Origin of the sequence: Nostoc sp. FACHB-133, assembly GCF_014698055.1 — a bacterium.
Lineage (GTDB): Bacteria > Cyanobacteriota > Cyanobacteriia > Cyanobacteriales > Nostocaceae > Nostoc.
The window spans coordinates 220,446-246,275 of record NZ_JACJSH010000002.1; the positions used below are offsets into that span (position 1 = coordinate 220,446).

Consider the following 25,830-nt stretch of genomic DNA (forward strand, 5'->3'; position numbering starts at 1 on the left):
AAGTAATGTAATAAATACAGAGGATTGCAAGTAAGTGAGGTATCCGATGCAGAATTCACGCATTAGTTTCTATCTCCTGCCTCCTGCCTCTAAACCAATAGCTTTATACTTTATGCAAAGTAAAACTGCTGTATTGAAATTAGTTTGTAGTGAGCGCTGTTCGCTTTCGACGAACTACACCTACACATTTTTAATTTTTTTGCGGGCAAAAAGATACATTAAGAGCAAGGGTTAAAGGGATTGGATTTTCCCCTTAACCCTTCCTTTTTCACCACAAGAATGTAAAAAGATACTAATGAACAGAGTAAGGACAAAGCACCCCCTACGCAAACACAATCTAGAACGAAAATTTCTTTCTCTGTTCCCTATTTTCAAAATAGGTCTATTGCCGAAATTTGTACTTTAAATCACAGATGCTTCGCGTTGGCAATCAAAAACAACCATATATGAAGCATTTGGTATTTCCTGGGGGAGGTGTCGCATATAGCCATCGGCATCAGAACGACTGCGGAAGCGAGCAACAATTTCCCGTTGCGTATTAGGAAGCTGACGAGCGATCGCCCAAGAATTGAGGCGTTCTTTATAAGCAATAGGCTGATTGTCTGATTTAGAAGCTTGGTTAACCGTATTTTCTGGCATAATGATGTTATCCGTATGAAGTTTAATGAAGGGCGTTAATTAGTTTCTAGGTAGGAATGCACTAACGCTTTTTTTTATGCTGCTGCCACCTTGTTATTCGATTATTAATAAGTTGTCAACACTTAGCGCTAAATTTTAGACTAACTAAGTTGTAATTTTCAGGTAGCAATGAATCTCAAAGCCTTAATTTGCAACTGTTTTCAGCATCAAAAAATCTTCAAGCAGAAGGTTTACCAAATATTGAGTTTTCATGATTTGTTTGCATACGCAGAAGGAAAATCAGTATCAGTGGTAAACTTAATGTTAGTGTCTTAAAAGAGACTATCAAAAGCTCATTTGAGAATAATATTAATGTTCCCCCGATAAAATTATAGTTATCATAATGGAAACACCATTTGTAACATCAATCATTCAAAAAGTAGCAGAGGAAATAGGAGCAGTAGTTTTAGTAGATCCAGAATGCACCTTTGTGGGACTGATTACCTTTAAAAATGGGAATCAAACTTTTTTTAGGAATACCAGATTTAGTATTAATTCTTCGGGTTCAACAGCAATAGCAAAAGATAAAAGTGTTTCCAGCTTTTTTTTGAATAATTTTGGCTACAAAGTTACCGAAGGAAAAACATTTTTTAGTGAAGAATTATGCGAAGAAATAGCTAATATCAGAAATATAGATCAAGGATTCTATTATGCTAAAGAGTTGGGATTTCCTGTAATTGTCAAGCCAATTAATCTCAGTCAAGGAATATTTGTTACCAAGATTCATAATAAGCAAGAATATTATCAAATAGCCAAGAAAATCTTGCAAAAAGTCTCAGGTTTTATTGTAGAACGATTTTATAGTGGCAATGATTATAGAATTGTAGTACTTGATGATAAAGTAGTTTCGGCATATCAAAGAATTCCCCTATTTATAAACGGGGATGGTCAGTCTAATGTTTTAGAACTTATGCAACAGAAGCAAGAAAATTTTATCAAAAATGGTAGAAAAGAAATTATAGATTTTGAAGATTACAGAATTAAAAAAAACTTGCGAAGACGGAAGCTAAATTTTAGTAGTGTGATACCTAAAAATAATATTGTATATCTTTTAGATAATGCCAATTTATCGACTGGAGGCGAGGCAGTAGACTTTACAGAAAGCATTCATCCTGATTTTCAAAAACTCGCAGTAAGTATTACAAAAGATATGCAACTGAGATTAGCAGGTGTGGACATTCTTGCTAGTGATATAACCTCACCAATAGTAGATTATACAATCCTTGAAGTAAATGGCGCTCCTAGCTTAAGCCACTATGCTTCATTTGGTGAAGTTCAGACCAAAAGAGTAGAAAATCTATATCTCAAAATTCTCAAAATACTTGAAAACGAAAATAACAGAGAAAAGTATTGATTGTGCTTGGAGGTGCAGCAATACTTACTTGCGTTGACAGTCAAGAGGCAAGAAGGATTTTTGAGTTGTACTGAGTTTTTCAAAAATCAAATATGAGTCCTATCTCTAACTATCTATTCACCAGTTCTTATCTAGTAGAGATTCAAATTCAGCTTGTAAAGCGGTTATATCTGCTAATCTTGCGACTAGTAAATTATCTTTACCAGCATTACTTAAACGTACTTTCCAATAACTAATACTATCTGAGTTGTTCAGCCAAAACTGAATCACGGTATCTACCACTTGATCTAGATTCCAATCCCACTTCGCTGGAACAGATTCTACCGATTCTAGAAAGGTATCTAGTGTACACGTATACATCCCCAAATATTCTACACCTTGGTGGGGTGGTTTTTGCTCATTTTGCTGTTGGTGGTTAAAAAACTGTAAAAGTGGAGATACTCCTACAATATCAAAAGTGTATTTCATGCTAGTACTCCGAGTTATAAATTACTTGCAGGAAGCTTTACTTTATTCTATATTATAATACTTTTAACCTAACTTAAGCATATAGAAAAAGTATACTTTTGGTTTATATCATAGGTATTAAAGTTCAGTTGGATATTAGCACTAACAAGCTTTGAGTGCTAAATTTTTAAATTTTAATTTATTATTAAATAGTTTAAAATATTGATTAAAATTTGTATACATTTTTAATTAGATAGGACTCATATTTGATTTTTGAAAAAATTCAGTATAGCTCAAAGAGCCTTCTTTCCTCTTGCCTATTGTCTGTTGCCTGCCCACAAAAATAAATATGGCTACGCCACGCTGCGCGAACAGAAGTCAAATCGGATTGCTATAGTGAGAAAAATTTTGCAAAAACTCTCTAACTTCCTTGGGCTTGTGGAGAATAATGACTTGCTGATTTGGTGTTAGTTGATTAAGTTTTTCTAAAATTATAGGACGGCGAGTAATTGGGTATGACCAGATATATTTGAGAAATTCCCAATTCAATCTTTCAGGACAATCTGATGCCATATCAGGTCTGGATTGTCCAGCATACATGAAGCGACGCTTAATCACCCGCGACAAACATAAAATCCGAGAAAAATCCAAAAATATTACCGTATCTGCAACCGATAAACGAATGTCGAGAGTACCGCCATAGTTACCATCCATAATCCAAGATTCTCGCAAGGTTAAGTCTTGGATAATACTTTGCCATTTAGCTTTTGGAGTCTCAACCCAGCCAGGATTCCAGTACCAAGTATCTAAGTGAATGACTTCTAAGCCTAAGATGGTTCCCAGTTCGCAGGCTAGGGTAGATTTACCAGCACCCCCCGAACCAATAATCAAGATTTTCTTCATCTTAGGTTTAGAACTTCCTTTTCAAGCTCATCAGGGTAAGCATTACTCACCCAAATAACCGTCTTCAGCGCAGCTCAATACGCCGCTACAATAGTACCACTACAAGGATTATGCCGAAATTAGTGATATTATGACGACTGCTACAACTGTAAAAACTGAGTATGAAGCGATTATTGGTCTAGAAACCCATTGTCAGTTGAGTACCAAGACCAAAATTTTCTCTAATAGCTCTACGGCATTTGGTGCTGACCCAAATACTAACATTGACCCGGTTTGTATGGGTTTACCTGGGGTCTTACCTGTACTCAATGAAAAAGTATTAGAATATGCTGTCAAAACTGGTTTGGCACTGAATTGTCAAATTGCGAGATATAGTAAGTTTGACCGGAAACAATATTTTTATCCTGACTTACCCAAAAATTACCAAATTTCTCAATACGATCTACCGATCGCAGAACATGGTTGGTTAGAAATTGAGTTGGTAGATGCTGAGGGGAATCCCAGCCGCAAACGCATTGGAATTACACGTTTGCACATGGAAGAAGATGCGGGAAAATTGGTACACGCAGGTAGCGATCGCCTTTCCGGTTCTTCCTATTCTCTGGTAGACTACAATCGCGCAGGTATTCCATTAGTTGAAATTGTCTCGGAACCTGATTTGCGTTCTGGATTAGAAGCTGCTGAATATGCCGAAGAGTTGCGCCGGATTGTGCGCTATCTCGGCGTGAGTGATGGCAATATGCAAGAAGGATCTCTGCGTTGCGATGTCAACATCTCTGTGCGTCCTGTGGGACGAGAGGAATTTGGCACCAAGGTAGAAATTAAAAACATGAACTCCTTCAGCGCCATTCAACGAGCGATTGACTACGAAATTGATCGCCAAATCGCCGCCATCGAAGCAGGTGAGCGCATCATCCAAGAGACTCGGCTGTGGGAAGAAGGCGCTCAACGTACAAGTAGTATGCGGGTGAAGGAAGGTTCTAGCGATTATCGCTACTTCCCCGAACCAGATTTAGCACCAATTGAGGTGACGGATTCAGAATTAGAGAAGTGGCGCAACGAATTACCAGAATTACCAGCCCAAAAACGCCATCATTATGAAAGTGAGTTGGGGCTTTCGGCTTACGATGCGCGAGTGTTGACAGAAGATCGTCCAGTAGCGGAATATTTTGAAACTGCGATCGCATCTGGAGCAAATGCCAAAGCTGCTGCAAACTGGATTACTCAAGATATCGCCGCCTACCTTAATAAGCAAAAACTCAGTATTACTCAAATCGGGCTGACTCCTACCAATTTAGCTGAGATCATTACTCGCATTGAAACGGGTAAAATTAGCAATGCTCAAGCTAAAGAAAAGTTACCAGATTTGCTCAGTGGGATTTCTCCTGAAAAAGCTTTTGCAGGTCAAGAGTTAATCACTGATCCTAGTGTACTAGAACCTATCGTTGATGAAGTCATAGCCGCCAATCCCAAAGAACTAGAAAAGTATCGCAACGGTAACACCAACCTCAAAGGCTTCTTTGTTGGACAAGTTCTCAAAAAAACAGCCAAACGTGCTGATCCTAAGCTGACTAACGAATTGGTAGAAAAGAAACTGAATGCTTAGTAGTCTGTCAAAGCAGGTTTAAAGGCTGAGAGAGCAGGGAGTAAGGGAGAAGAGTTTTCCTCTCTGCCCCCTGCCCCTCTGCCTCTTTTCAATGCCCAATGTCCCATACCTAAAGTAAGTATTTTCTCGGTGTTTCTTCATGAAATCTTCATATAAAAACTGGTGACTACCCGCATACCTAAAATGATATAGTGTGGTAAGTAGATGCACCCTGATGATCTGGAGAGCTGCCTAAGTAGCTCTCTTTTTTATCTAATTTTGTGGTATCTACGGAGCATTTTCATTAAAATTTTAGAAGAAATCTTAATCAATAAGTATTAACTCTTAGATAATTAAATATATACTGTGACTAAAAGATGCACCGTAATGATCTGGAGAGCGACCCAAGTTGCTCTCTTTTTTCATAATTTGTCTTTCGTCATAAGAAAGGTAAAACAATTATGCTAATCGCCAACTGGTGCATTATTATTGCCATCAGCAAATAAACTCATAATAGTAACTGGGAATTGGGGAGCAAGGGAACTGGGGGGAAACTCATAACTCTTGTACAGACGGGAGTAATCGCGTCTCTTCGCACTTTTTTAAAGCACAAATTGACCTATCCAACCTGATAGTTGTAAGGAAGAATAATGGCAGATTGGCAAAAAATTACAGGTGGTGTCACAGCACCAAGGGGGTATCAGGCGGCGGGAATAACCGCAGGGTTGAAACCTTCGGGGTTGCCAGATTTAGCTTTGATATTCTCAGAGGTGGAAGCGATCGCAGCTGGTGTATTCACCACCAGTCAAGTTAAAGCTGCCTGTGTAGAATATTGTCGCCAACGCTTGCAAGCCAAACCTAGCGCTCGTGCCATCCTTTGCAACGCTGGACAAGCAAATGCCGCTACAGGTAATCAAGGCTACCTTGATACCCTAGAGTCTTCTCTGGCAGTAGCCCAAGCACTAAACATCTCGTCTGAATCTATCTTATTGGCTTCCACTGGCGTGATCGGTCAAAGAATTAAGATGGATGCTTTGCGAAGTGGAATTCCCAAAGTAGTAGCAGCACTATCTGCAACAGGTTCAGATGCCGCAGCTGGGGCGATTATCACTACAGACTTGGTAACAAAATCTATTGCTTTAGAGACAATTGTAGGCGATCGCCCAGTACGAATTGGTGGTATTGCCAAAGGTTCTGGCATGATTCACCCCAACATGGCAACCATGCTGGCATTTGTTACTTGTGATGCTGTGGTTTCCCCAGCCCTGTGGCAGCAAATGTTAGCAAGGGCGGCTGATAGAAGCTTTAATTCCATTACCGTGGATGGTGATACTAGTACCAACGACAGCTTAATCGCCTTGGCAAATGGTCAATCTCGTACCCCAGCAATTATAGAATGGGGCGCAGAAGCAGAGAAATTAGAGGCGATGTTAACAGCAGTTTGCCAGCATTTAGCCAAAGCGATCGCTCGTGATGGTGAAGGTGCAACCTGTCTAATTGAAGTGGAAGTAACAGGGGCCCATGATGAAATTTCAGCCCGACAAATAGCCAAAACCATCGCCGGTTCATCCTTAGTTAAATCTGCAATCTTTGGACGCGATCCAAATTGGGGACGCATCGCCGCCGCCGCAGGACGTGCAGGTGTGCCATTTGAGCAAGAAAATCTGCAAATTAAGCTAGGAAATTTCTTAATGTTAGAAAACGGGCAACCCTTAACTTTTGACCGTGCAGCAGCGAGTGCCTATTTGAAAAAAGCAGCGACGGGTGCTTATCTCCAAGATGATACGGTGTTAATCTCCGTTAACGTTGGCAATGGTTATGGCGTGGGTAAAGCCTGGGGTTGTGATTTGAGTTATGACTACGTGAAGATTAACGCCGAATACACTACGTAAACTACTCCCAATTGTTTGCGTTGTAGAGACGCGATTCATCGCGTCTTGAGTCAAGGATGTTTTGCAATCATTAATTGAATTGGTATCAGAATAGTCTGACAGTTTCTCATACTGTGGCTGGACGGGGGAAAATGCCTAAGAAGCATATAGAACTTAGAAGGAAGAGGTACTTCAAGCTCAGTTCACAAATCGCTCAGTTGGATAATGCACAATTGGGTTCTCTATTTGACAATAGTGAGTCGCATGAGTCGAGTACGGGTTGGGGAATGAATCACACCATCGTCCTTGGGGAATCCAAGGTCTTTGTGAAACGTGTTCCGGTTACAAACATCGAATATGACAACCTGTTCTCCACCAGAAACCTCTATAACCTGCCGACTTACTGTAATTACGGCTTCGGTTCCACTGGTTTTGGGGTCTTCCGGGAACTCGTTACCCATATCAAGACAACCAACTGGGTATTGTCGGGGGCAATTGTCACTTTCCCACTGATGTGATGTACCATTATCGGATTATTCCTTTCTCTGGGCGGCGGGCGGATGTCGATATGGAACGTCTAAAAGATTATGTGGAGTACTGGGGCAATAGTACCAACGCCGGGAATTATATGTTAGATAGAGCGATCGCCAACTATGAGTTGGTTCTGTTTCTAGAGTATATACCGCATGTTCTGGAAACATGGCTGCGGGAAAACCCCAACAAACTTCAAAAACCCCTGGATGACTTACGCACGACGATTAACTTTTTGAGGACGAAGGGAATCATCCACTTTGACGCACATTTTCGCAATATCCTCACCGACGGTAAGCGGACATATTTGACCGATTTTGGTTTGGTACTTGATAAGAGTTTTACGTTGACGAAAGATGAAGAATCTTTTTTTAAGCAGAACAGATTTTATGACTACGGAGAAGTTCTGCGGAATCTTGGTCATCTGATTCGATCGCCGTATGATTTATGTTCGGAGAACGATAAACGCCGGATTATGGAAAAATATGGCATAAAAGAAGGCTTAAAACCTTATGAACTGCGCTCTATATTACTCGACAACATTGAGCAGATACATGCTGATGGAGTCATGAAGTTAGATAATTTTTATGTTGCCAGCATCGTCAAGTACCGTGGCATCATTGCGCTGATGCAAGACTTCTTTTCTGATATGTGGGAAAACAACAACAAGGACACTAAACTTCGTCACGCAGAACTACGGCTGCTGCTTAAAGAGACGGGGTTTATTCGTGGTGTTGGAAATGGCAGATAGTTGCGCTCGCTGGATAAGAAATACACCTATTTGGGGTGTTTACTTAGGTCTACAGCTTTCCCAGCCTTACCATCTCACTCTCATCGCAATGCGCTCCTAAATTATAGAGATAACATAATGGTTGTGATAAGTAAAAACTTATAGATAACAAATTACTACTAAAATTAAGTTACAAAAGAAGTGGAGATAGTCAATCATAAAGTAAACATGATAGTCTTCATAAATAAGAGTTGATATATTAAAAATTATTACTATAGTTAAGGATAATAGATAAATTTTTACTTATACATCCAATCTAATATTTGTTTAATAATCGCGACTCCAAGTTAACAATTTCGGCTTCAAAGGCTGTAAACTGATTTCAACAAGGTGAATGACACCTCTGCATCACACTATAAAAGCAGAGCCAATAATTTAACCGAGTTCTTATATAGGTAGCTATTTCATTGATGAAATGGCTGCGATCGCTTGATCAAATATAGCTTGATTAATCATTAATAATGCAAGAAACACAAGGTTTTTTGCCTAAATTGTCATAGCTATAAAAAATAACATTTACATTTTCAGGAGATATTTATGACAGAATTTTTTAATCAAATTTCTCGCCGCAAATTCATCTTCACAGCCGGAGCATCTGCGGGTGCTGTATTCCTTAAAGGCTGTTTAGGTAATCCTCCTGAAAACCTAACTGGTGGAAGCACTCAAGCACAACCAACTGCTCAGTCGGTTGCTAATACTAATTCCGGACAAGCACCAGAGACTACTACAGTCAAGCTGGGGTATATTCCCATTGTGGAAGCGGCTCCACTAATTATTGCTAAAGAAAAAGGCTTTTTTGCAAAGTATGGCATGACTAATGTTGACCTTTCCAAGCAAGCTTCTTGGGGTTCAGCAAGGGACAACGTAGAAATTGGTTCTGCCGGTGGTGGTATAGATGGCGGTCAATGGCAGATGCCAATGCCACATTTAATTTCAGAAGGTTTAATTACCAAAGGCAATCAAAAAATCCCCATGTATGTCTTATGTCAATTGATTACACATGGGAATGGAATTGCGATCGCAAACAAGCACGAAGGCAAAGGTATTAATTTACAACTCGCCAGCGCTAAGTCTTTAATTAAGGATTTAAAATCTTCAACACCCTTCACCGCCGCATTTACCTTTCCCCACGTCAACCAAGATTTGTGGATTCGCTACTGGTTAGCAGCAGGCGGGTTAGATCCAGATGCAGATGTCAAGCTGCTGACAGTACCTGCGGCGCAAACTGTGGCCAACATGAAAACAGGAACAATGGATGCTTTTAGTACAGGCGACCCCTGGCCTTATCGCCTTGTTCAAGAAAAAATTGGCTATGTAGCAGCATTAACCGCAGAAATTTGGAAGAATCATCCTGAAGAATATTTTGCCATGAGAGGCGATTGGGTTGATAAAAATCCCAAAGCTACTAAAGCAATTTTAAAAGGAATTATGGAAGCCCAACAGTGGCTAGATAATTTTGATAATCGGAAAGAAGCGGCTCAAATTTTGGCTGGACGAAATTATTTCAATCTTTCTTCACCAGAAATCCTGGCTGATCCATACCAAGGGAAGTATGACATGGGTGATGGTCGCAAAATTGATGATAAATCAATGGCTGCTTACTACTGGAAAGATGAAAAAGGTAATGTTTCTTATCCCTACAAGAGTCACGATTTATGGTTCATAGTTGAAAACGTTCGCTGGGGATTCTTGCCCAAAGATTACATTGACAATAATGCTGCTAAGGCTAAGGAACTTATCAACAAAGTCAACCGCGAAGATATTTGGAAAGAAGCTGCAAAAGAAGCTGGGATTGCTGCTGCTGATATTCCCACAAATACATCCCGTGGTGTAGAACAGTTCTTCGATGGCATCAAATTTGACCCCGAAAAACCAGAAGAATATTTGAAGAGTCTCAAAATCAAGAAGGTCAGTGTTTAGAGACGCGATTCACCACTTGTAGAGACGCGATGAATCGCGTCTGGGACAAATAACAAATAAAATTTGCGGAGAATACAACATCATGACAATAGCTCAAAAACGCCCTGCAAGCCCTAGATTGAGTAATGGCTTTATATCCAGCCTGAAAAAGCAATTTCCTGACCTGATACCACCAGCGATCGCCATCACAATCTTCCTCGTTCTCTGGCAACTCTTCGCTTGGATTCCAGGAGCCACATTACCAGGGCCAATACAAGTTATCCAAGACACTTGGGTTCTGATTTTCTGGCCTTTTTATGACAGAGGTGGCATTGATAAAGGTCTATTTTGGCAGATTCTCGCTAGTCTGCAACGGGTTGCGATCAGTTATACCCTAGCTGCGATCGTTGGTATTGGCTTGGGCATTTTGATTGGTGTCAATAGAACCATGTCCAAAGCTTTAGACCCCATCTTTCAACTACTGCGAACTGTACCCCCTCTAGCTTGGGTACCAATTTCTCTAGCAGCTTTACGACAAAACGAACCCGCAGCCTTATTCGTAATCTTCATTACCGCCATTTGGCCCATCTTAATTAACACTGCTGTCGGCGTTACCCAAATTCCCCAAGATTACAACAACGTCGCCAAAGTTCTGCAACTTAGCCGCAAAGAATATTTCACTAATATTTTGATTCCGGCGGCATTACCATACATCTTTACCGGCTTGAGAATTGCGATCGGTTTAGCTTGGTTAGCGATTATCGCCGCCGAAATCGTCATGTCCGGTATTGTCGGCATCGGCTTCTTTATCTGGGATGCCTATCAAAATAACAACGTCAGCGAAGTAATTTTGGCTCTAGTTTATATCGGCGTTGTTGGGTTGCTTCTAGATAAAGCGATGGGCTGGCTGCAAAACAAGATTTTACCAGCAGAGCAAAAATAGTGAATGGGGAATGGGGAATGGGAAATGGGAACTAAGAAAGATTTTTCCAATCCTTAATCCCCAATCATCTCTAATCTTCAATGCCCAAATACCAAATACCAAATATCTTATGTTTGTAGCTGTCGATCAAATTGAAAAAGTTTTTGAATTAACTGGTGGTGGCAAATATATCGCCCTCAAAGGAATCGACCTTCAAATTAAAAAAGGAGAATTCGTTTCTTTGATTGGTCACTCCGGTTGCGGCAAATCCACCTTATTAAATATGATTGCGGGTTTGGATTTGCCAACTGAGGGTATTGTCACTCTCGAAGGACAAAGAATCACCAAACCCGGCCCAGACAGAATGGTGGTTTTCCAAAATTACTCGCTATTGCCTTGGCGGACGGTAAGAGAAAATATTGCCCTCGCTGTGGACTCAGTAATGAAAGGTTCACCCGCAGCCGAACGCAACGCCATTATCGAAAAACATATAAATATGGTGGGTTTGCGTCCCCATGCTGATAAACAACCGGGAATGTTATCAGGTGGACAAAAGCAGCGAGTTGCGATCGCCCGCGCCTTAGCAATTCGTCCCAAATTACTCTTGCTAGATGAACCCTTTGGTGCGTTGGATGCACTCACACGCGGCAATTTGCAAGAACAACTGATGCAAATTTGCGAAGAAAATGAAGTTACCGCCGTGATGGTTACACATGATGTAGATGAAGCAGTGCTGTTATCTGACAGAATCGTGATGCTAACCAACGGCCCCGAATCTAAAATTGGTGACATTTTAGAAGTGGATATTCCCAGACCCCGTAAGCGGATGGAAGTAGTAGAACATCCCAGCTATTACAGCTTACGGAGTGAGATGATTTACTTCCTCAATCAGCAGAAGCGCATCAAGAAAATTCGGGCGCGGAAAACTGCCGACGTTGCCCGTCATGGATTAGAAAAAGTTAACCTAGAAATTGGCTTTTTACCTCTGACAGCTTGCGCCCCTTTAGCAGTTGCTAAAGAAAAAGGCTTCTTTCTCAAACATGGTTTAGATGAAGTTAACCTCGTGCGGGAAAGTAGCTGGCGGGGTATAGAAGATGGCATAAGTGGTGGTTACTTAGATGCGGCTCAAATGCCTTCAGGAATGCCAATGTGGTTAACCTTGGGAGGACATAATAACCAACCTCTGCCCGTTGTCACCGCCCTCACCATGACTCGCAACGGTAACGCCATTACCTTGGCAAAACACTTTTATGACCAAGGTGTGCAAACCTTATCAGATTTCAAAAGATACCTGCTTCGCACCCGCGAACAACGGCACACAATGGGAGTAGTACATGCCGCATCAATGCACAACTTGCTGCTGCGTTACTGGCTAGCGGCTGGTGGAATTGACCCGGATGGCGATGTGGATATGAAAACCATTCCCCCGGCGCAGATGGTAGCCGACCTCAAAGCCGGAAGTATTGATGGTTACTGCGTGGGGGAACCTTGGAACTACCGCGCTGCTGTGGAAAATGTCGGCTTTACCATTGCTACTGACTTAGAAGTTTGGTTGGGACACCCCGGTAAAGTTCTTGGTGTGCGGGAAGATTGGGCAGAAAATTATCCAAATACGCATATTGCCTTAACTAAAGCTTTGTTGGAAGCTTGCGTATATTGTGCAAATCCCGAAAATACCCAAGAAATTCGCCAAATTTTAGCAGGGCGAGATTATGTCAGCACTGATTTAGAATACATTCAACTCGAAGATCCAGATAGTCTCACCTGTGACTTAGACCATCCGTTGCGAGACTATGCCCATCACCAGTTTTATTCTGATTCTGCCATCAACCGCCCCAGTCGCACCGAACAAATTTGGATTATGAGTCAATTGGCGCGTTGGGGTGACACTCCTTTCCCCAGAAATTGGGTAGAAGTTGTGGAACGGGTGTGTCGCGTGCGTGTTTTCAGCACCGCCGCACGAGAATTAGGTTTGGATATTAGCTATATTCGCCAACCGATCAAACTGTTCGATGGTACTCCCTTTAACGCCGACGATCCGATCGCTTATCTCAACAACTTAAAAATTAAACGTGATTTTTCAATAGCGGAAGTTGTTCTTGATGCACCGAGAAGGAGACTTGCGTCATAAAAAAATCGTGAGAGAAAGAGGGAGTGGGAGAAGTAGGATATCACACGCGAACCTTTTATCTCCGTTAACGAGTCTTTGAACTGGATGAATCCACCTTTTATCTCCGTTAACGAGTATTTGAGCTGGATGAATCCACCTTTTATCTCCGTCAACGAGTATTTGAACTGGATGAATCCACCTTTTATCTCCGTTAACGAGTATTTGAACTGGATGAATCCACCTTTTATCTCCGTCAACGAGTATTTGAGCTGGATGAATCCACCTTTTATCTCCGTTAACGAGTATTTGAACTGGATGAATCCACCTTTTATCTCCGTCAACGAGTGTTTGAACTGGATGAATCCACCTTTTATCTCCGTTAATGATCTAACTTTTTACATCATCTGAAAAACCAGCAAAAGACCTAACCCCCTTCCCCCTTCCCTTGTAGGGAAGGGGAAAAATTCAAAGCCTCTCCCCTTCACACAAATCGAATTACCCCCCTTAATCCCCCCTTGGAAAGGGGGGAAAAAAGAAATCTAGTTCCCTCCCCTTTCTAAGGGGAGGGTTAGGGAGGGGTAAAACTTACGCTTAAACCCAGATGAGTAAACTATTTCAGACTTGTGTGTACACCGTAGCCTTCAAGGGGAGAGGTTTGGAGAGAGGTCAGAATATTCATTTTTGCATCGCGTACATTTAGCTTTTTAATCCCCAAATACCAAATACCATGCAAAACCGCAACTCAACAGCTACAAGCACACTAGGAAAACCATTCGCAGCTGCAACCACCAGCCGCAGACCTTTCCTAGAAATTAAAGACGTTACCAAAGTCTATCCCACAAAGAAAGGCCCCTTCACCGTACTCGATGGCGTTAACCTTAACGTCGAACAGGGCGAGTTTATTTGCGTCATCGGTCACTCTGGCTGTGGCAAATCGACACTACTAAATATGGTATCCGGTTTTAACTTTCCCACCTCCGGCGAAGTATTACTAGAAGGAGAACCCATTACCAAACCAGGCCCAGACAGAATGGTTGTCTTCCAAAACTATGCCCTGTTACCTTGGCGAACTGCTTTTGAAAACATTTATTTAGCTGTTAACGCCGTTTATCCCAACAAACCACAAGCCGAAAAAAGAGCGATCGTGCGCGATCATTTAGCAATGGTGGGACTGGCTGATGCAATGGAAAAGAAACCAATGCAAATGTCTGGCGGGATGAGACAACGGGTTTCCATCGCGCGTGCTTTGGCGATTCGTCCTAAAGTTTTAATTTTAGATGAACCTTTTGGGGCGCTGGATGCCATCACCAAAGAAGAGTTACAAGAAGAACTGCTGAAAATTTGGGGCGATAACCGTTGTACAGTGCTGATGATTACCCACGACATCGACGAGGCACTATTTTTAGCAGATAAATTGGTAATGATGACCAATGGCCCACACGCGAAAATCGGCGAAGTCATGGAAATTCCTTTTTCTCGTCCCCGCGATCGCGCCCGCATCATGGAAGATCCACAATACTACCAACTACGTAATTATGCCTTAGACTTCCTCTTTAATCGCTTTGCCCATGATGACGTAGGTTAAACTAATCGTCATTCTCCTAATTTCTAAAATGGTTCCTTCTAAACGAGTTTATTTATTGCTAATTTTAGGTATAGCGATCGCCCCGATCCTATACCTTTTTTTCAGCATTCAAGTAACCATCGCCATCATTGTGTTATTTAATGCCATCATTATTGGATTGATGATTGCAGATGGCTTGCAGGTGCGACGTTCTCGCGTACAAATTACCCGCGAATTACCATCCCGATTATCCATTGGGCGGGATAATCCGGTAATCCTAAAAGTAACATCGCCAAATACCAACGCCTTAATTGAAATCTGCGATTACTACCCAACAGGGTTTGCTGTATCAGCGCCTACACACCGGGCGATTATTCCCAGTAATACCACCCAAGAATTAACATATACCGTCAACCCAAAACAGCGCGGCGAGTTTCCTTGGGGAAATATTCAAGTCCGACAGTTGGGAATTTGGGGATTAGCTTGGGATGATTGGCAAATTTCCCAAAGTTTACCAGTGAAAGTTTATCCTGATTTGGTGGGATTGCGATCGCTCACAATTCGTTTGACATTGCAATCATCAGGATCAATGCGCCAATCTCGTAAAACTGGTATTGGTACAGAGTTTGCCGAACTGCGGAACTATCGCACTGGTGACGATTTGCGCTTTATTGATTGGAAAGCTACCGCCCGTCGGGTTGGTGCTTATGGGAATGCAACGCCACTGGTGAGGGTTTTAGAACCAGAACAAGAACAAACTTTACTAATCTTGCTCGATCGCGGGCGGTTGATGACTGCAAAGGTGCAGAACTTGCAGCGATTTGACTGGGGTTTGAATGCAACTTTATCCTTAGCATTGGCGGGGTTACATCGAGGCGATCGCGTGGGTGTTGGTGTATTTGACCGCCAAATGCACACGTGGATTCCCCCAGAACGTGGTCAACATCATTTGAATCAGCTAATCGATCGCCTAACTCCAATTCAACCAGTATTATTTGAATCTGATTATTTGGGGGCGGTAACAAATGTTTTGCAACGTCAAACTCGGAGGGCGCTTGTAGTCGTAATTACCGACTTAGTTGATATCACCGCCTCTACAGAACTCTTGGCTGCACTCTCCAAGTTAGCGCCTCGCTATCTGCCATTTTGTGTTACCTTGCGAGATCCACAAGTTGACCATTTGGCACACACTTTTACAGATAATGTTACAGAAGCTTATACTCGTGCAGTCGCACTCGATTTATTAATGCAAAGACAAGTAGCTTTTGCTCAATTGAAACAAAAAGGTGTATTGGTACTAGATGCACCAGCAAATCAAATTGCCGATCAGGTAGTTGAGCGATATCTGCAACTCAAAGCGCGGAATCAACTTTAGTAGAAACGCGAAATTGCACTTTGCGCCCCTTTTTGGTCTGGGGAAAGGTTAAAGGGCAATGGGGAAAGGAAAATTCAAACCCTTTCCCTTTCCCCTTTTCCCCTTAACCGACAAGTATTGTATACTAATGCGTCTCTACTAATTTTCAGAAAAAAGTGGTAGCTAGGAATTGTCCAGACTACCACTATGCGAGATCGGATCTTAACCTGTCGGTAGCGATCGCTAATAAAGAGATGCCAACACCTTATCTGCTGCTGCCCGGAATGCAGTTGCTGCACCAGCACTCATATCCCGTGGCGCACAGATGCGATTTCTCACATAGGCGAGTGTGATGGCTCCAACCGCAGCCACAGTCGGATCGGCGTTGTCTTTGCCGCCTACGCGCCCCCACGGTAATGCTGCACCATTGCCATTAATCAGATAGTCAGCCAGCAATCTGAGGTGGAAATCAACCGCTTCTTTAACGGCTGTTGTGTCGCCATTAACCGCCAATGCTTGCACCCCGGAGTTTTTCAGGATGTCTCCTAAAGCAACTTCTCGGTTATCAGTCAATCTCTCAGCCGCCTCTGCCCTAAATTGGATTTCCTGGCTAAGTGCTGGATCTGGGGGCAAAGGATTGCTGATTGGTATCACACCCCATCGACGACGTAGAAGTAGATTGTTGGTGGTATCATCCGATTTGACGCGGTGATAAGCAGGACGCTGTTTGAGTGCTTCAAACCAAGCGTTGATCCGAGGATACCGAGGATTTCCCTTGAGGTGATATCCCCGATAAACAGGTAAATTAGCCGCCAAGCGATCTAAATGAGGGCTATAGGTAATATCTACCACGCTAAATGTAGATAAAAAGTAGGGGCCAGAATATTTTCCTAGAAGTTGCTCAAGTTCGTCTAATTTAGCTTCAAAAGCTGTCTGTAAGCTTGCTAATTCATTCGGATCTTCAGGAGCTTGTCGGAGGAATTTATAAGCGATATCTCTCACACCATTGGTTTCAGCTTCTTCAAGCCACTGCCTAGCAACTGCGTTTTCCTCTGGGTCTTCAGGAAGCAAAGTTGAACCAAATTGTTCTTCTAATGCTAACAGAATGTCTTTAGATTCATAGACTAACTTTCCTTCAATTCTGGCAGCCGGAACAAGGGTTGTGGGAACTAAATCTGTATACCATTTAGGCTTGTTAGTCAAGTCGATAAACTCTGTTGTAAAGGGAATTTCTTTTTCTTCAAGAGCAAACCAAACCCGTTCGCAAAATGGACACCAAGAGTTAGTATCGCGGTAGAGCAATACTGGTGGTTCTGTATCTGGTGGTAGTTTATCAAGACTGCTAGGAATGGGAGCGGTGGAAGGGGATTGCCCTGGTCTACGCACCCGTCGGGCTGGGGTATTTTTTTGGGCAATTTCTAATAGTTCTTCCCAATTAGATACGGTGTTTTGAATTGACATATTTCACCTTGACAAATTTAGATTAGGGAATGGAAGTATAGATAAAAATTGGCACAAAGAATTTATCTTTAAATATTTAGAATTTTAAACTCAAATACGATGTCTGCTACTACACAAAGTAGCAAACTTTTTCTAGATATCACCCCTTAAGCTAGAAACTGGTATGTCTACTACCATGCTTATAGTCTCTAAACAGATAAAAACTTAATTGTTCAACTAGCGAAAAACTACTGCAACTTTACTGAATTACCGGAGTTAATGGTGATTATCACATGAAAATACTTTGAAAGCAAGATTTAGTATATCTATATTTTTAGCTTGTTTAAGAAGCTCTGGCGAAGGTCATGATACCAATTCTGTATGAAGCTGCGCCAAACTATATGAGGAACGTAGACACGTTGGCGAAGCCTCTCGAAGAGAAGCGGCTTCCCGCAGGTTAGGACACAAAGAAAGAAGAAGCTAAGAAAATTTGGCGCAGCCTCACCAAGAAATCGGATGATTCCAGAATTCTGTTTTGAGAAAATATGCAATTTTAACGAGTGTAGCCCAAGAGTGTAGCGCCCCATCCAATAAAAGCACTACCAAAGACTAGCCATGCAGCATTGATGCGGAAGTGAATAGCTAAAATGGCTGAGACGATCGCGATCGCCAAGCCGAGAAAATCTACAAATGGGGCTTGTGGTAATGTTAAGGTGGCTGCACCCAGTTGCAGGGTGGTAACAACCATTAGCGCTACAGCGCTAACATTCACAGCATCCAAAAATGCTCTACTCCAAGAAGAGGCCCGTAAGCGGGGAATTAAGGGATTCAGGGCAGCAACGAAAACAAAAGAAGGTAGAAAAATTCCGATTGTGGCAATAATTGCGCCAGGGATGCCGGCAATGATATAACCAATAAACGTAGCAGTCGAAAGTACTGGCCCAGGAGTAAATTGACCAATTGCGATCGCATCTAGTAACTGCTGTTGTGTCAGCCAGCCATATTCTTGAACTAATCCTCCTTGGAGAAAAGCCACCAAAAGGTAGCCACCACCAAACAAGACACTACCGACTTTCAGAAAAAACCAACCTAACTGCCATAAAGAAACGTTGGTTGCAGTAGATGCGGTAGCTACCGATGCAGCAACAACCGTTGATGCCTTTAAAGTCGCACCGGTAGTGAGACTAGCAATTAGAAAGTTGGCTTTATCTCCTGGTTTGTCGTTTTTATCGCCAGAATGTAACCAAACCATACCCAGCAATCCCCCAACTAATAGGGCAATTACTTCATTTAATTTGAATAATAATGTTATTAACGCCACAGCCAAAGCAATCACTAACAATTGGCGAGTTTTCACAGCCTTTTTTGCCAAGCCCCAGAGGGCATTAATAATGATTGCTAAAACAGCCGGTTTAATCCCATAAAGGAGCGGAGCTACTTGAGGTAAAGTGCCGTAGGCAACATAAACCCAAGCAAATCCCCCAGTAATTAGAACCGCAGGTAAGACAAAACATACACCTGAGACAATCAGCCCCAACCAACCTGCATAGATGTATCCTATGTGGATAGCCATTTCTGTGGAATTTGGCCCAGGAATTAGGTTAGTTGCGCCCAGCAAATCCAGAAAATGCTCCCTTGTCAACCACTGACGACGCTTAACCACTTCATCTTCAATCATGGCAATATGGGCAACCGGGCCCCCAAAGCCGATAACGCCAAGTTTAAAAAACAGTTTGGCGAGTTCACCCAAACGACTTGGTGCTGAGTTAGTCATCTTTGCTAGGAAATATTTTTCATTCAGTTTTAGACTAATCTTTTAAGATTAGGGCTTATACCATTTCACAAAATGCTGGATACAAATAGATTTGTCTCTAATTCTGTCCCCTGCGGTCTATTTCTATCAACCTGAAAGTGAAAGGGTATTACGCACTCACTCTACAGAAGAATTATGTTGTGTGTCAACGTAAATATATCTCTTCAGATGAAGGCAGGAGGAAAACTACCCTCTGTCTCCTGCCTCCTTGCAATGACTCTTAACTTAGCACTACTTAAGCCATGACCATTCCGCCATCGACGTTAAAAACTTGTCCGGTGATATAGTTGGCGGCGGGGTCGGCGGCTAGGAAGCGCACCATCCCAGCGACTTCTTCGGGCTGACCGAAGCGACCGAGGGGGATGTATTTTAGGATATCTTCGGGGTTATTGAGATTGCTGGTCATGTCGGTGGTGATGAAGCCAGGGGCGACGGCGTTAACGGTAATACCGCGAGTAGCCAGTTCTTTGGCAACGCTTTTGGTGAAGCCGATTACACCGGCTTTGGCGGCGCTGTAGTTGGACTGACCTGGGTTGCCCATCTGCCCAGCAACGGAGGTAATGTTAATAATTCGCCCCGATCGCTGTTTGAGCATGATTTTACTGACGGCGCGTGTACATAAGAAAACACCAGTTAAATTTAGGTCTATCACAGCTTGCCAATCTTCTGGCTTTAACCGCAAAAGTAGTGTGTCGCGGGTTATCCCTGCGTTATTGACTAAGATATCCACACGGCTAAACTTTTCCATAACGGCGTTAACTAGTGCATCTACTTGATCGCTTTTAGAAACGTCTGCTTGGATAGCGATCGCCTGACCTCCCGCATCTGTAATTTCTGTAACAACTGCCTCAGCCGCAGCACTCGAACTAGCATAATTGACAACTGCGATCGCTCCTTGTGAAGCTAATTCAATTGCGATCGCTTTGCCAATTCCTCGTGATGCACCTGTGACAATTGCGACTTTACCTTGTAATAATGTCATTTAATGTTCCTCAATCTTAGAAATACCGCGCTAATTATCTTATGGTGATTTAGGGAACATCTGAATATTGTCTAGATAAAATCTCACTCTTTAGGAAGACAATCTTGCTGTCATCCTGCAAATTAGATATTTTATAGATAAGTTATTCTTTGTATTTAGCTTTGGGATAAGGCAATAGTTATAAGGGTTTTAGCCTAGTTAATTTTTCTTTACATAATATGATTTTATTGTGCCAACTTCCCTTATTTAGACAGCTAAAATAGGTTTAAATACATATCTAATCCATATACACAAACACACACAATACATGGATTTTATTATAAAAATTTAAGATTTTTGCGGATAAATCAATCTATATTGAGTAATCTAATATTTTCCCAACAAAACCCATAAACTTGTACCGATTTTATTTACTAAGAATTACTATTGAAACAAACAATTGAAAATCGGCGTGTGTCACATGGCAACTAAAAAAGAATTTAACAGCTTTGAAGAGATGCTGTCTGCTTCTGATGTACCTGTATTAGTAGATTTTTACGCTGACTGGTGTGGCCCATGCCAAATGATGGTGCCAATTTTAGAGCAAGTCAATCTCCAACTTAAGGATCGCCTACGGATTGTCAAAATTGATACGGAAAAGTACACAGATTTGGCTACTGAGTACAAAATTGCCTCTCTTCCAACCTTAGTATTGTTTAAGCAAGGTCAACCTGTGGACAGGATAGAGGGAGTGATGCAAGCACCGCAGTTGGTGCAATATCTACAAACAAAGATTTAAGCTAATACTTAGAATTTGGTTTTGCTTCTTAGAGGCGCGAAATATCGCGTCTCTTTTAGTAAATAGTGGTTGAACTTCTAGCAGATAAAATCTTAAGTAAATATTAAGCATATTTACTTATACGTCTAGAGAAAGTAGTTTAGAAACAGAGATAGATATATTGTATAGATATAACAAAATATCTTGACAAGAAAAGCAATATATGAATAATAAGCAGGAAAGGACTGACAAAGCCTATATTTGGGTAAATATTAATTTTGATAAGGTTAAATACAGAATAAATGCGGTAACTTGCCAGATTGAGCGGGTTATACAAAAGCACCAACTTTCAAATCAACCTGGTAACTCAGGTAAAAAAAACAATTAGGTTATGTGTGAGGCGATATCTATGATGGGCTACGCACTTTATTTTGAGCGTAGCGAACCAAAGCATCTCACCAGTTTTGCATAAAAGATTTTGGGCAAAAAGACAATATTTTTATTTGATAATTGTCCACCAAATTTCTACTTGTTTATTAGTCATTATCTTATCCTCGACACTCCTTTTCAGGAGTGTTATTTTTGGGAGGATATTTGCTTGCTAGTTATGGTGTCAAAGGGTGTAAAGAAATGATGGGATGGCTATTTGGAGGTCTTGTCAAACAATTTGAGGGTGCAGCTAAGGAGGTTGTGAGAGAAAGTAGTCAAGAAATAGCTAACTTGTTTGATGACAAACTTTACCCTTTAGCAGACAAGCTTGATTATATAGCTCAAGAAAGCATTAATCATGCCATAGAAAGAAGCGAGGAATTAGAAAGTAAGGTTAAAGCTGACATTGAATATCTGTTGAATACCACAGATGAAAAAGTTAAACATCACCTTGACAAAATAGATAAAATCCGTGAAAAAGCCCTCACGGAGACTGTTAATAGAACTAATTTTTATCTAGAGAACAGAATTAATCAAATGTCACTAGCTGTAATGCAGGCGATTAGTTTGTCTCAAAACAGCATTGAGCAGAGTTTGGAAAAAATCGAATATTTGGAAAATAAGTTATTTCAAGATGCTAATCAAATAGTTGATAAAATATCTGAACTGATAGATGGCAAACTTGAACTAATTCGCAATGAATTAAAAAAATATTTAGTTCACGCTTTACCCAGTCCTCTTGATAAATGTAGACAAAGGCTCAAAATAGCATGGAAGCCTGGTGGTCTATTTTCTGATATTGAGCTTTATGAGTTAAGCGAATGCTATGAACTGAGTAAGTTAGATGAAAATACTTCTATTGACGAGGTATTGAAAATTTATGGACAATTACAACAAAATGCCGCTATGATGGCTGCTTTAGTAAGGAATTCTCCAGAATTAAAAAACAGAGCTGTTAAAGATTGGATAAAATATGGTTTACTTTGCAAGTTTTGGCGTAGCACAATGAATCGTTATGACTTCAAAAATAATGTTATATCAGAGTATAAGTTGTCACAAATATTATTAATAGATAATCAATAAAATCAACAAGTTTTTATGTTCAAAGCAGGTAATGATAACTGGAAAACACCATTAGGATATTACGAAAAAGCAATTGAAGAACTCAGGCGTAGCCGTGAAGAGTTACAGGATATGAAAGCAAATAATAATTTGCATAATATTGAATCAAATCTTGCAAGCTTCCAAACGGAAATAAAGGAATTAAAATCTAATCTTCAGACGATGCAGGAGCGATTGACAAATACTGAAGAAACAGCAATAGAAGCTCAGATTAGGTCAGCTGAGACTCAAAAAGCCTCACTAGCTGTTCAAACTGAATTACAAGCTTTGAAAGAAATTATGACTGATGAACAAAAATCAAATTATAAAATTCTTGAAGAATTACGTCAAATAAAAGAGCAAATATCCCAATTTCCATCTCACGCTTTGGAAAGAGATTCGCAAACATTAATTATTAAATCTTTATCAGATGTACAGTTACATCTGTCTAAATTGGCAGCAGAATTAACTCTTGTATCTCATACTTCTGGTATTGATTACAGAAAATTGCAAGAATTACTAGCAGAAAAAAAATGGCAAGAAGCTGATAGAGAAACTTACTTTACGATGCTCAAAATATGTGATCGTGAAGAAGAAGGTTTTTTAGATAGTGGAGAAATCCAAAAATTTCCTCGTCATGACCTTTATATTATTAATAAGCTTTGGGTTCAATATAGTGAAGGTAGATTTGGTTTCAGTGTCCAACAAGGTCTTTGGCAAGCCAAGAAAGATTGTAAGCGCTTTGCTTATAAAGTTGGATGGCTAGCAAGTCTTGCCAATAGTGAATGGGTTAAATATGAAGAATATACTTTCAGCCTAGACGCACCTAAAGGACACTTTCCATCTATATCTCGGTTAGTGGGTTTGGATTCTAGAAATATTAGTGCGCTTCAGCGCCGACTTAATATTTTTCTGTCACGATATTAGTAAGACAGGGCAATATTGTTATTACTGCGAACTTTGTTACCCAATCCCAAAATCCCCCAAATTATTGGGGGATTTTGACTCTCTACTCCCAATCTCTTAAAAGGTAAAAGTAGTCCGAAGTACGCCTACAGTCGTAGTGTCATTGTTGCTGTTACCTTCTGGGTTAAAAAGAACAAACGCACCAGGGGTAATGCTGATATTATCGCTAACTTGAAAGCGGTAATAAGCTTCTAAATGGTAAGGAGTGGCCCGATTCTCGCCTGTGGGGGTAAGTTGAGCAGAACCACCAGTATCACTACGGAAAAGCGGCTGACCAAAAAGAATCCCAGCAGTGTTTCCTGACTTGAATAAATCTCTGAAGTGAACTCCCGCCATCCAACTTGTAAAGGTGGTGGAAGCATTCACGCTATTTGAAGCAGCATCAACAAATAGTGCTGCACCGTAGCCAGATAAGGCTATTTTGGGAGACAATCGCCATGTAACCGTACCCCCAACAGAGTTGAGTTTGACTGGTGTCCCAGCCTCAACACCAGCTAAAGCACCAATATCAGCACTGATTAATCCTGTACCTAAAATATTGATTTCATGATAACTATTGGCATAGTTTAGACCAATATCTAGGTCAGGACTGGGCTTGAAGGTTAACTGTGCGGCAATAACACTACTACCACTGAATAAACCTCCTCCCAAAGGTGTAGTAGAAACTCCTGGTAGTGCCTCACTAGCAGCTTTTTGGGGTAAATTGGCATTTACACTACCGTATAAAGCTCGTAAATCCAAATTCGGGGAAATACTATAAATAAAGCCCGCCGCCGATGCTAAACCAGTACCCGAAGTCCCACCAGAAACCCGTAGCACAGGATTCAAGTTGCCAAAACGAGATATTGACTCTTGTCCTTCACCATAAAAAGGCGTAATTGCTGGGAAAGCATCTGATGTTTCCGCCGCAGTTCCCGCAAACAAGGTTAATTTATTAGCGACGGGAAAAATATACAGTAATTTGTAAAGCTGAACACTGTTTGCGCCAACGCTCGACAAAGTATTGACATTTAACCCTGGAAATTGCGGCTCAAAACTGGTACGAGCGCTACTAGAACTTAAAAGCGGCGAAGCTAATCCTAAACTTTGTTGTAAGCTACCCTGTCCATCGACTCCACCCAAAAAGTTATAGGCTTGCAATCCAGTAATTAATGAATCTTTACCAGTAAAGCTAGTGGTGAGATTTAATCGCACTCTATTGACTAGGATGATGTTCGGGTCACTGTCATTAGGAGCGCCACCACTAGCACCAACACCAGCAATAATTACCTCACCATTGAGTTTGGTCGTAGTAGAAAACTGATTTGCTTCTAGTTCTGCTGTGCGAGCTTCTACAGCATCTACTCGACCACGCAATGTTGACAATTCCGCCGCAAATTGTTCTTGTAGTTTCTGCAACGCGGCTAAATCTTCTTTCTTGACCAAATCACCAGTTGCAGTCGCAATCAGTTCGTTGATTCGGTCTAAACAAGCATTTAAGCCAGCAGCAAATTCATAGCGAGTCATCGCCCGATTACCGCGATAGGTTTGATTGGGATAACCTGCGATACAACCATAGCGCTCAACTAAAGATTGGAGTGCCTGAAAAGCCCAATCGGTCGGCTGTACATCAGACAATTGGGATACGGATGTTACTTGTGCAAGTTTGTCTGAGGATGGAGATGATCTTGCGGATTGTGCTGTGATTGGCTGCCAAAAATTAACAGCAGAATCTACTCCTAAATCTTGATTTTTTTGCTGCTGATTGACTGAGGATAAATTTTTTTGACTATCGTTAGCTATCAGCAATTGACTGGAGATATTATTTGCCAAATTGCTTTGATAAGAATCATTTTTTTGATAGCTGCCATCATCTTGATTAACAGCTACGTTTTTATCTGCAATTTCTAAACTAGGAATGGCTTGCACAGGTGACAACCCGGCAATTAAACACAAAAATCCCATCCCACTAGCAGAAGCTAGTAGATATTTTGCCATCATAACTCCTAACACCGATAAAATAGGGGAAAAATTAATTGCGATTTTAAAATTGATTGATAAGTAAATTTAAAGTAAATCTAGCAAGTGAGTCTTGTTAACTTTAAATTTTGGATATCAGGATTTTTTCTGAATTGACTTACCAGAACATCAGCTTATATCGCAAGTATTAAATAATAGTAAATACTATTTTTGGAAAGAATTAACAAAAGATTATATTGATAGTTTTTATAGTTACTATAGCAAATAATAAATGGTTTTTGAACACTAAGCTCCGTAGGATGCTTGATTCATAAGCCTTCCAAATTTTCTCTGTTCAAATATAAAATCGGGTTGCTATATTGACAAAATAATAAT

Annotated in this window: 22 protein-coding genes; 14 read left to right on the forward strand and 8 right to left on the reverse strand. The window is 41.1% G+C overall.

Going from position 1 to position 25,830, the window contains the following annotated elements:
- Positions 1 to 402: 402 nt before the first annotated feature.
- Positions 403 to 639, reverse strand: coding sequence for a hypothetical protein (locus tag H6G86_RS02955; RefSeq protein WP_012408924.1), 237 nt, complete (start codon positions 637 to 639; stop codon positions 403 to 405).
- 382 nt (positions 640 to 1,021) lie between these two features.
- Between H6G86_RS02955 and H6G86_RS02960 the strand changes: the two genes are divergently transcribed.
- Entirely contained in the window at positions 1,022 to 2,032 is a 1,011-nt protein-coding gene (locus tag H6G86_RS02960; RefSeq protein ID WP_190933030.1) for a cyanophycin synthetase, read from the forward strand.
- 117 nt (positions 2,033 to 2,149) lie between these two features.
- Here H6G86_RS02960 and H6G86_RS02965 read toward each other — a convergent pair whose 3' ends face one another.
- Together H6G86_RS02965 and H6G86_RS02970 are read right to left on the reverse strand one after the other, a co-directional pair.
- A complete protein-coding gene (locus H6G86_RS02965) occupies positions 2,150 to 2,500 on the reverse strand; it encodes a hypothetical protein (RefSeq protein WP_190933031.1) in 351 nt (116 codons plus the stop codon).
- A 357-nt stretch (positions 2,501 to 2,857) separates the two neighbouring features.
- Positions 2,858 to 3,382, reverse strand: a complete 525-nt coding sequence (locus tag H6G86_RS02970; protein ID WP_190933032.1) for a DNA topology modulation protein — start codon at positions 3,380 to 3,382, stop codon at positions 2,858 to 2,860.
- Between the two features lie 130 nt (positions 3,383 to 3,512).
- On the opposite strand from H6G86_RS02970, the gene gatB reads away from it, so the two are divergent.
- Together gatB and argJ are read left to right on the forward strand one after the other, a co-directional pair.
- Complete coding sequence (gene gatB, locus H6G86_RS02975) at positions 3,513 to 4,988, forward strand: Asp-tRNA(Asn)/Glu-tRNA(Gln) amidotransferase subunit GatB (protein ID WP_190933033.1); 1,476 nt, start codon at positions 3,513 to 3,515, stop codon at positions 4,986 to 4,988.
- Positions 4,989 to 5,617: 629 nt separating this feature from the next.
- Positions 5,618 to 6,859: a bifunctional ornithine acetyltransferase/N-acetylglutamate synthase gene (argJ, locus tag H6G86_RS02980; protein ID WP_190933034.1), complete on the forward strand. Its 1,242-nt coding sequence runs from the start codon at positions 5,618 to 5,620 to the stop codon at positions 6,857 to 6,859.
- Between the two features lie 221 nt (positions 6,860 to 7,080).
- Here the strand turns inward: argJ and H6G86_RS38505 are convergent, their stop codons facing one another.
- Entirely contained in the window at positions 7,081 to 7,299 is a 219-nt protein-coding gene (locus H6G86_RS38505; protein WP_242064660.1) for a hypothetical protein, read from the reverse strand.
- Positions 7,300 to 7,352: 53 nt separating this feature from the next.
- Here H6G86_RS38505 and H6G86_RS02985 point away from each other — a divergent pair, with 53 nt between their 5' ends.
- The 7 genes from H6G86_RS02985 (at position 7,353) to H6G86_RS03015 (ending at position 16,029) form a co-directional block, all read left to right on the forward strand.
- Positions 7,353 to 8,120, forward strand: a complete 768-nt coding sequence (locus H6G86_RS02985; RefSeq protein WP_242064661.1) for a BUD32 family EKC/KEOPS complex subunit — start codon at positions 7,353 to 7,355, stop codon at positions 8,118 to 8,120.
- Positions 8,121 to 8,696: 576 nt separating this feature from the next.
- Positions 8,697 to 10,079, forward strand: coding sequence for a CmpA/NrtA family ABC transporter substrate-binding protein (locus H6G86_RS02990; protein WP_190933035.1), 1,383 nt, complete (start codon positions 8,697 to 8,699; stop codon positions 10,077 to 10,079).
- An 82-nt stretch (positions 10,080 to 10,161) separates the two neighbouring features.
- The gene (ntrB, locus tag H6G86_RS02995; RefSeq protein ID WP_190933036.1) at positions 10,162 to 11,001 is read left to right on the forward strand and encodes a nitrate ABC transporter permease; all 840 of its coding nucleotides are present in this window, start codon (positions 10,162 to 10,164) and stop codon (positions 10,999 to 11,001) included.
- A gap of 109 nt (positions 11,002 to 11,110) precedes the next feature.
- On the forward strand, positions 11,111 to 13,111 hold the full coding sequence (locus H6G86_RS03000; protein ID WP_190933037.1) for an ABC transporter ATP-binding/substrate-binding protein: 2,001 nt from the start codon (positions 11,111 to 11,113) through the stop codon (positions 13,109 to 13,111).
- A gap of 84 nt (positions 13,112 to 13,195) precedes the next feature.
- Positions 13,196 to 13,498: a hypothetical protein gene (locus H6G86_RS03005; protein ID WP_190933038.1), complete on the forward strand. Its 303-nt coding sequence runs from the start codon at positions 13,196 to 13,198 to the stop codon at positions 13,496 to 13,498.
- A gap of 319 nt (positions 13,499 to 13,817) precedes the next feature.
- Positions 13,818 to 14,675, forward strand: coding sequence for a nitrate ABC transporter ATP-binding protein (locus tag H6G86_RS03010; protein WP_190933039.1), 858 nt, complete (start codon positions 13,818 to 13,820; stop codon positions 14,673 to 14,675).
- A gap of 28 nt (positions 14,676 to 14,703) precedes the next feature.
- Positions 14,704 to 16,029 carry a DUF58 domain-containing protein gene (locus H6G86_RS03015; RefSeq protein ID WP_190933040.1) on the forward strand — a complete coding sequence of 442 codons (1,326 nt, stop codon included), beginning with the start codon at positions 14,704 to 14,706 and terminating at the stop codon, positions 16,027 to 16,029.
- Between the two features lie 222 nt (positions 16,030 to 16,251).
- Here the strand turns inward: H6G86_RS03015 and H6G86_RS03020 are convergent, their stop codons facing one another.
- The 3 genes from H6G86_RS03020 to fabG form a co-directional block, all read right to left on the reverse strand.
- On the reverse strand, positions 16,252 to 17,469 hold the full coding sequence (locus tag H6G86_RS03020) for a glutathione S-transferase family protein (RefSeq protein ID WP_190933041.1): 1,218 nt from the start codon (positions 17,467 to 17,469) through the stop codon (positions 16,252 to 16,254).
- A gap of 532 nt (positions 17,470 to 18,001) precedes the next feature.
- Positions 18,002 to 19,222, reverse strand: coding sequence for a chromate efflux transporter (chrA, locus tag H6G86_RS03025; RefSeq protein ID WP_190933042.1), 1,221 nt, complete (start codon positions 19,220 to 19,222; stop codon positions 18,002 to 18,004).
- 274 nt (positions 19,223 to 19,496) lie between these two features.
- On the reverse strand, positions 19,497 to 20,243 hold the full coding sequence (gene fabG, locus H6G86_RS03030; RefSeq protein WP_190933043.1) for a 3-oxoacyl-[acyl-carrier-protein] reductase: 747 nt from the start codon (positions 20,241 to 20,243) through the stop codon (positions 19,497 to 19,499).
- Positions 20,244 to 20,703: 460 nt separating this feature from the next.
- On the opposite strand from fabG, the gene trxA reads away from it, so the two are divergent.
- The 4 genes from trxA (at position 20,704) to H6G86_RS03050 (ending at position 23,457) form a co-directional block, all read left to right on the forward strand.
- Positions 20,704 to 21,021 carry a thioredoxin gene (gene trxA / locus H6G86_RS03035; protein WP_190933044.1) on the forward strand — a complete coding sequence of 106 codons (318 nt, stop codon included), beginning with the start codon at positions 20,704 to 20,706 and terminating at the stop codon, positions 21,019 to 21,021.
- A 202-nt stretch (positions 21,022 to 21,223) separates the two neighbouring features.
- Positions 21,224 to 21,388 (forward strand): hypothetical protein, encoded by a 165-nt coding sequence (locus tag H6G86_RS03040; RefSeq protein ID WP_190933045.1) that lies wholly within the window; start codon positions 21,224 to 21,226, stop codon positions 21,386 to 21,388.
- A gap of 194 nt (positions 21,389 to 21,582) precedes the next feature.
- Complete coding sequence (locus H6G86_RS03045; RefSeq protein WP_190933046.1) at positions 21,583 to 22,512, forward strand: hypothetical protein; 930 nt, start codon at positions 21,583 to 21,585, stop codon at positions 22,510 to 22,512.
- 15 nt (positions 22,513 to 22,527) lie between these two features.
- Positions 22,528 to 23,457, forward strand: coding sequence for a GUN4 domain-containing protein (locus tag H6G86_RS03050; protein ID WP_190933047.1), 930 nt, complete (start codon positions 22,528 to 22,530; stop codon positions 23,455 to 23,457).
- A gap of 96 nt (positions 23,458 to 23,553) precedes the next feature.
- Here H6G86_RS03050 and H6G86_RS03055 read toward each other — a convergent pair whose 3' ends face one another.
- Positions 23,554 to 25,473 carry an iron uptake porin gene (locus tag H6G86_RS03055; protein ID WP_190933123.1) on the reverse strand — a complete coding sequence of 640 codons (1,920 nt, stop codon included), beginning with the start codon at positions 25,471 to 25,473 and terminating at the stop codon, positions 23,554 to 23,556.
- Positions 25,474 to 25,830: the final 357 nt, after the last annotated feature.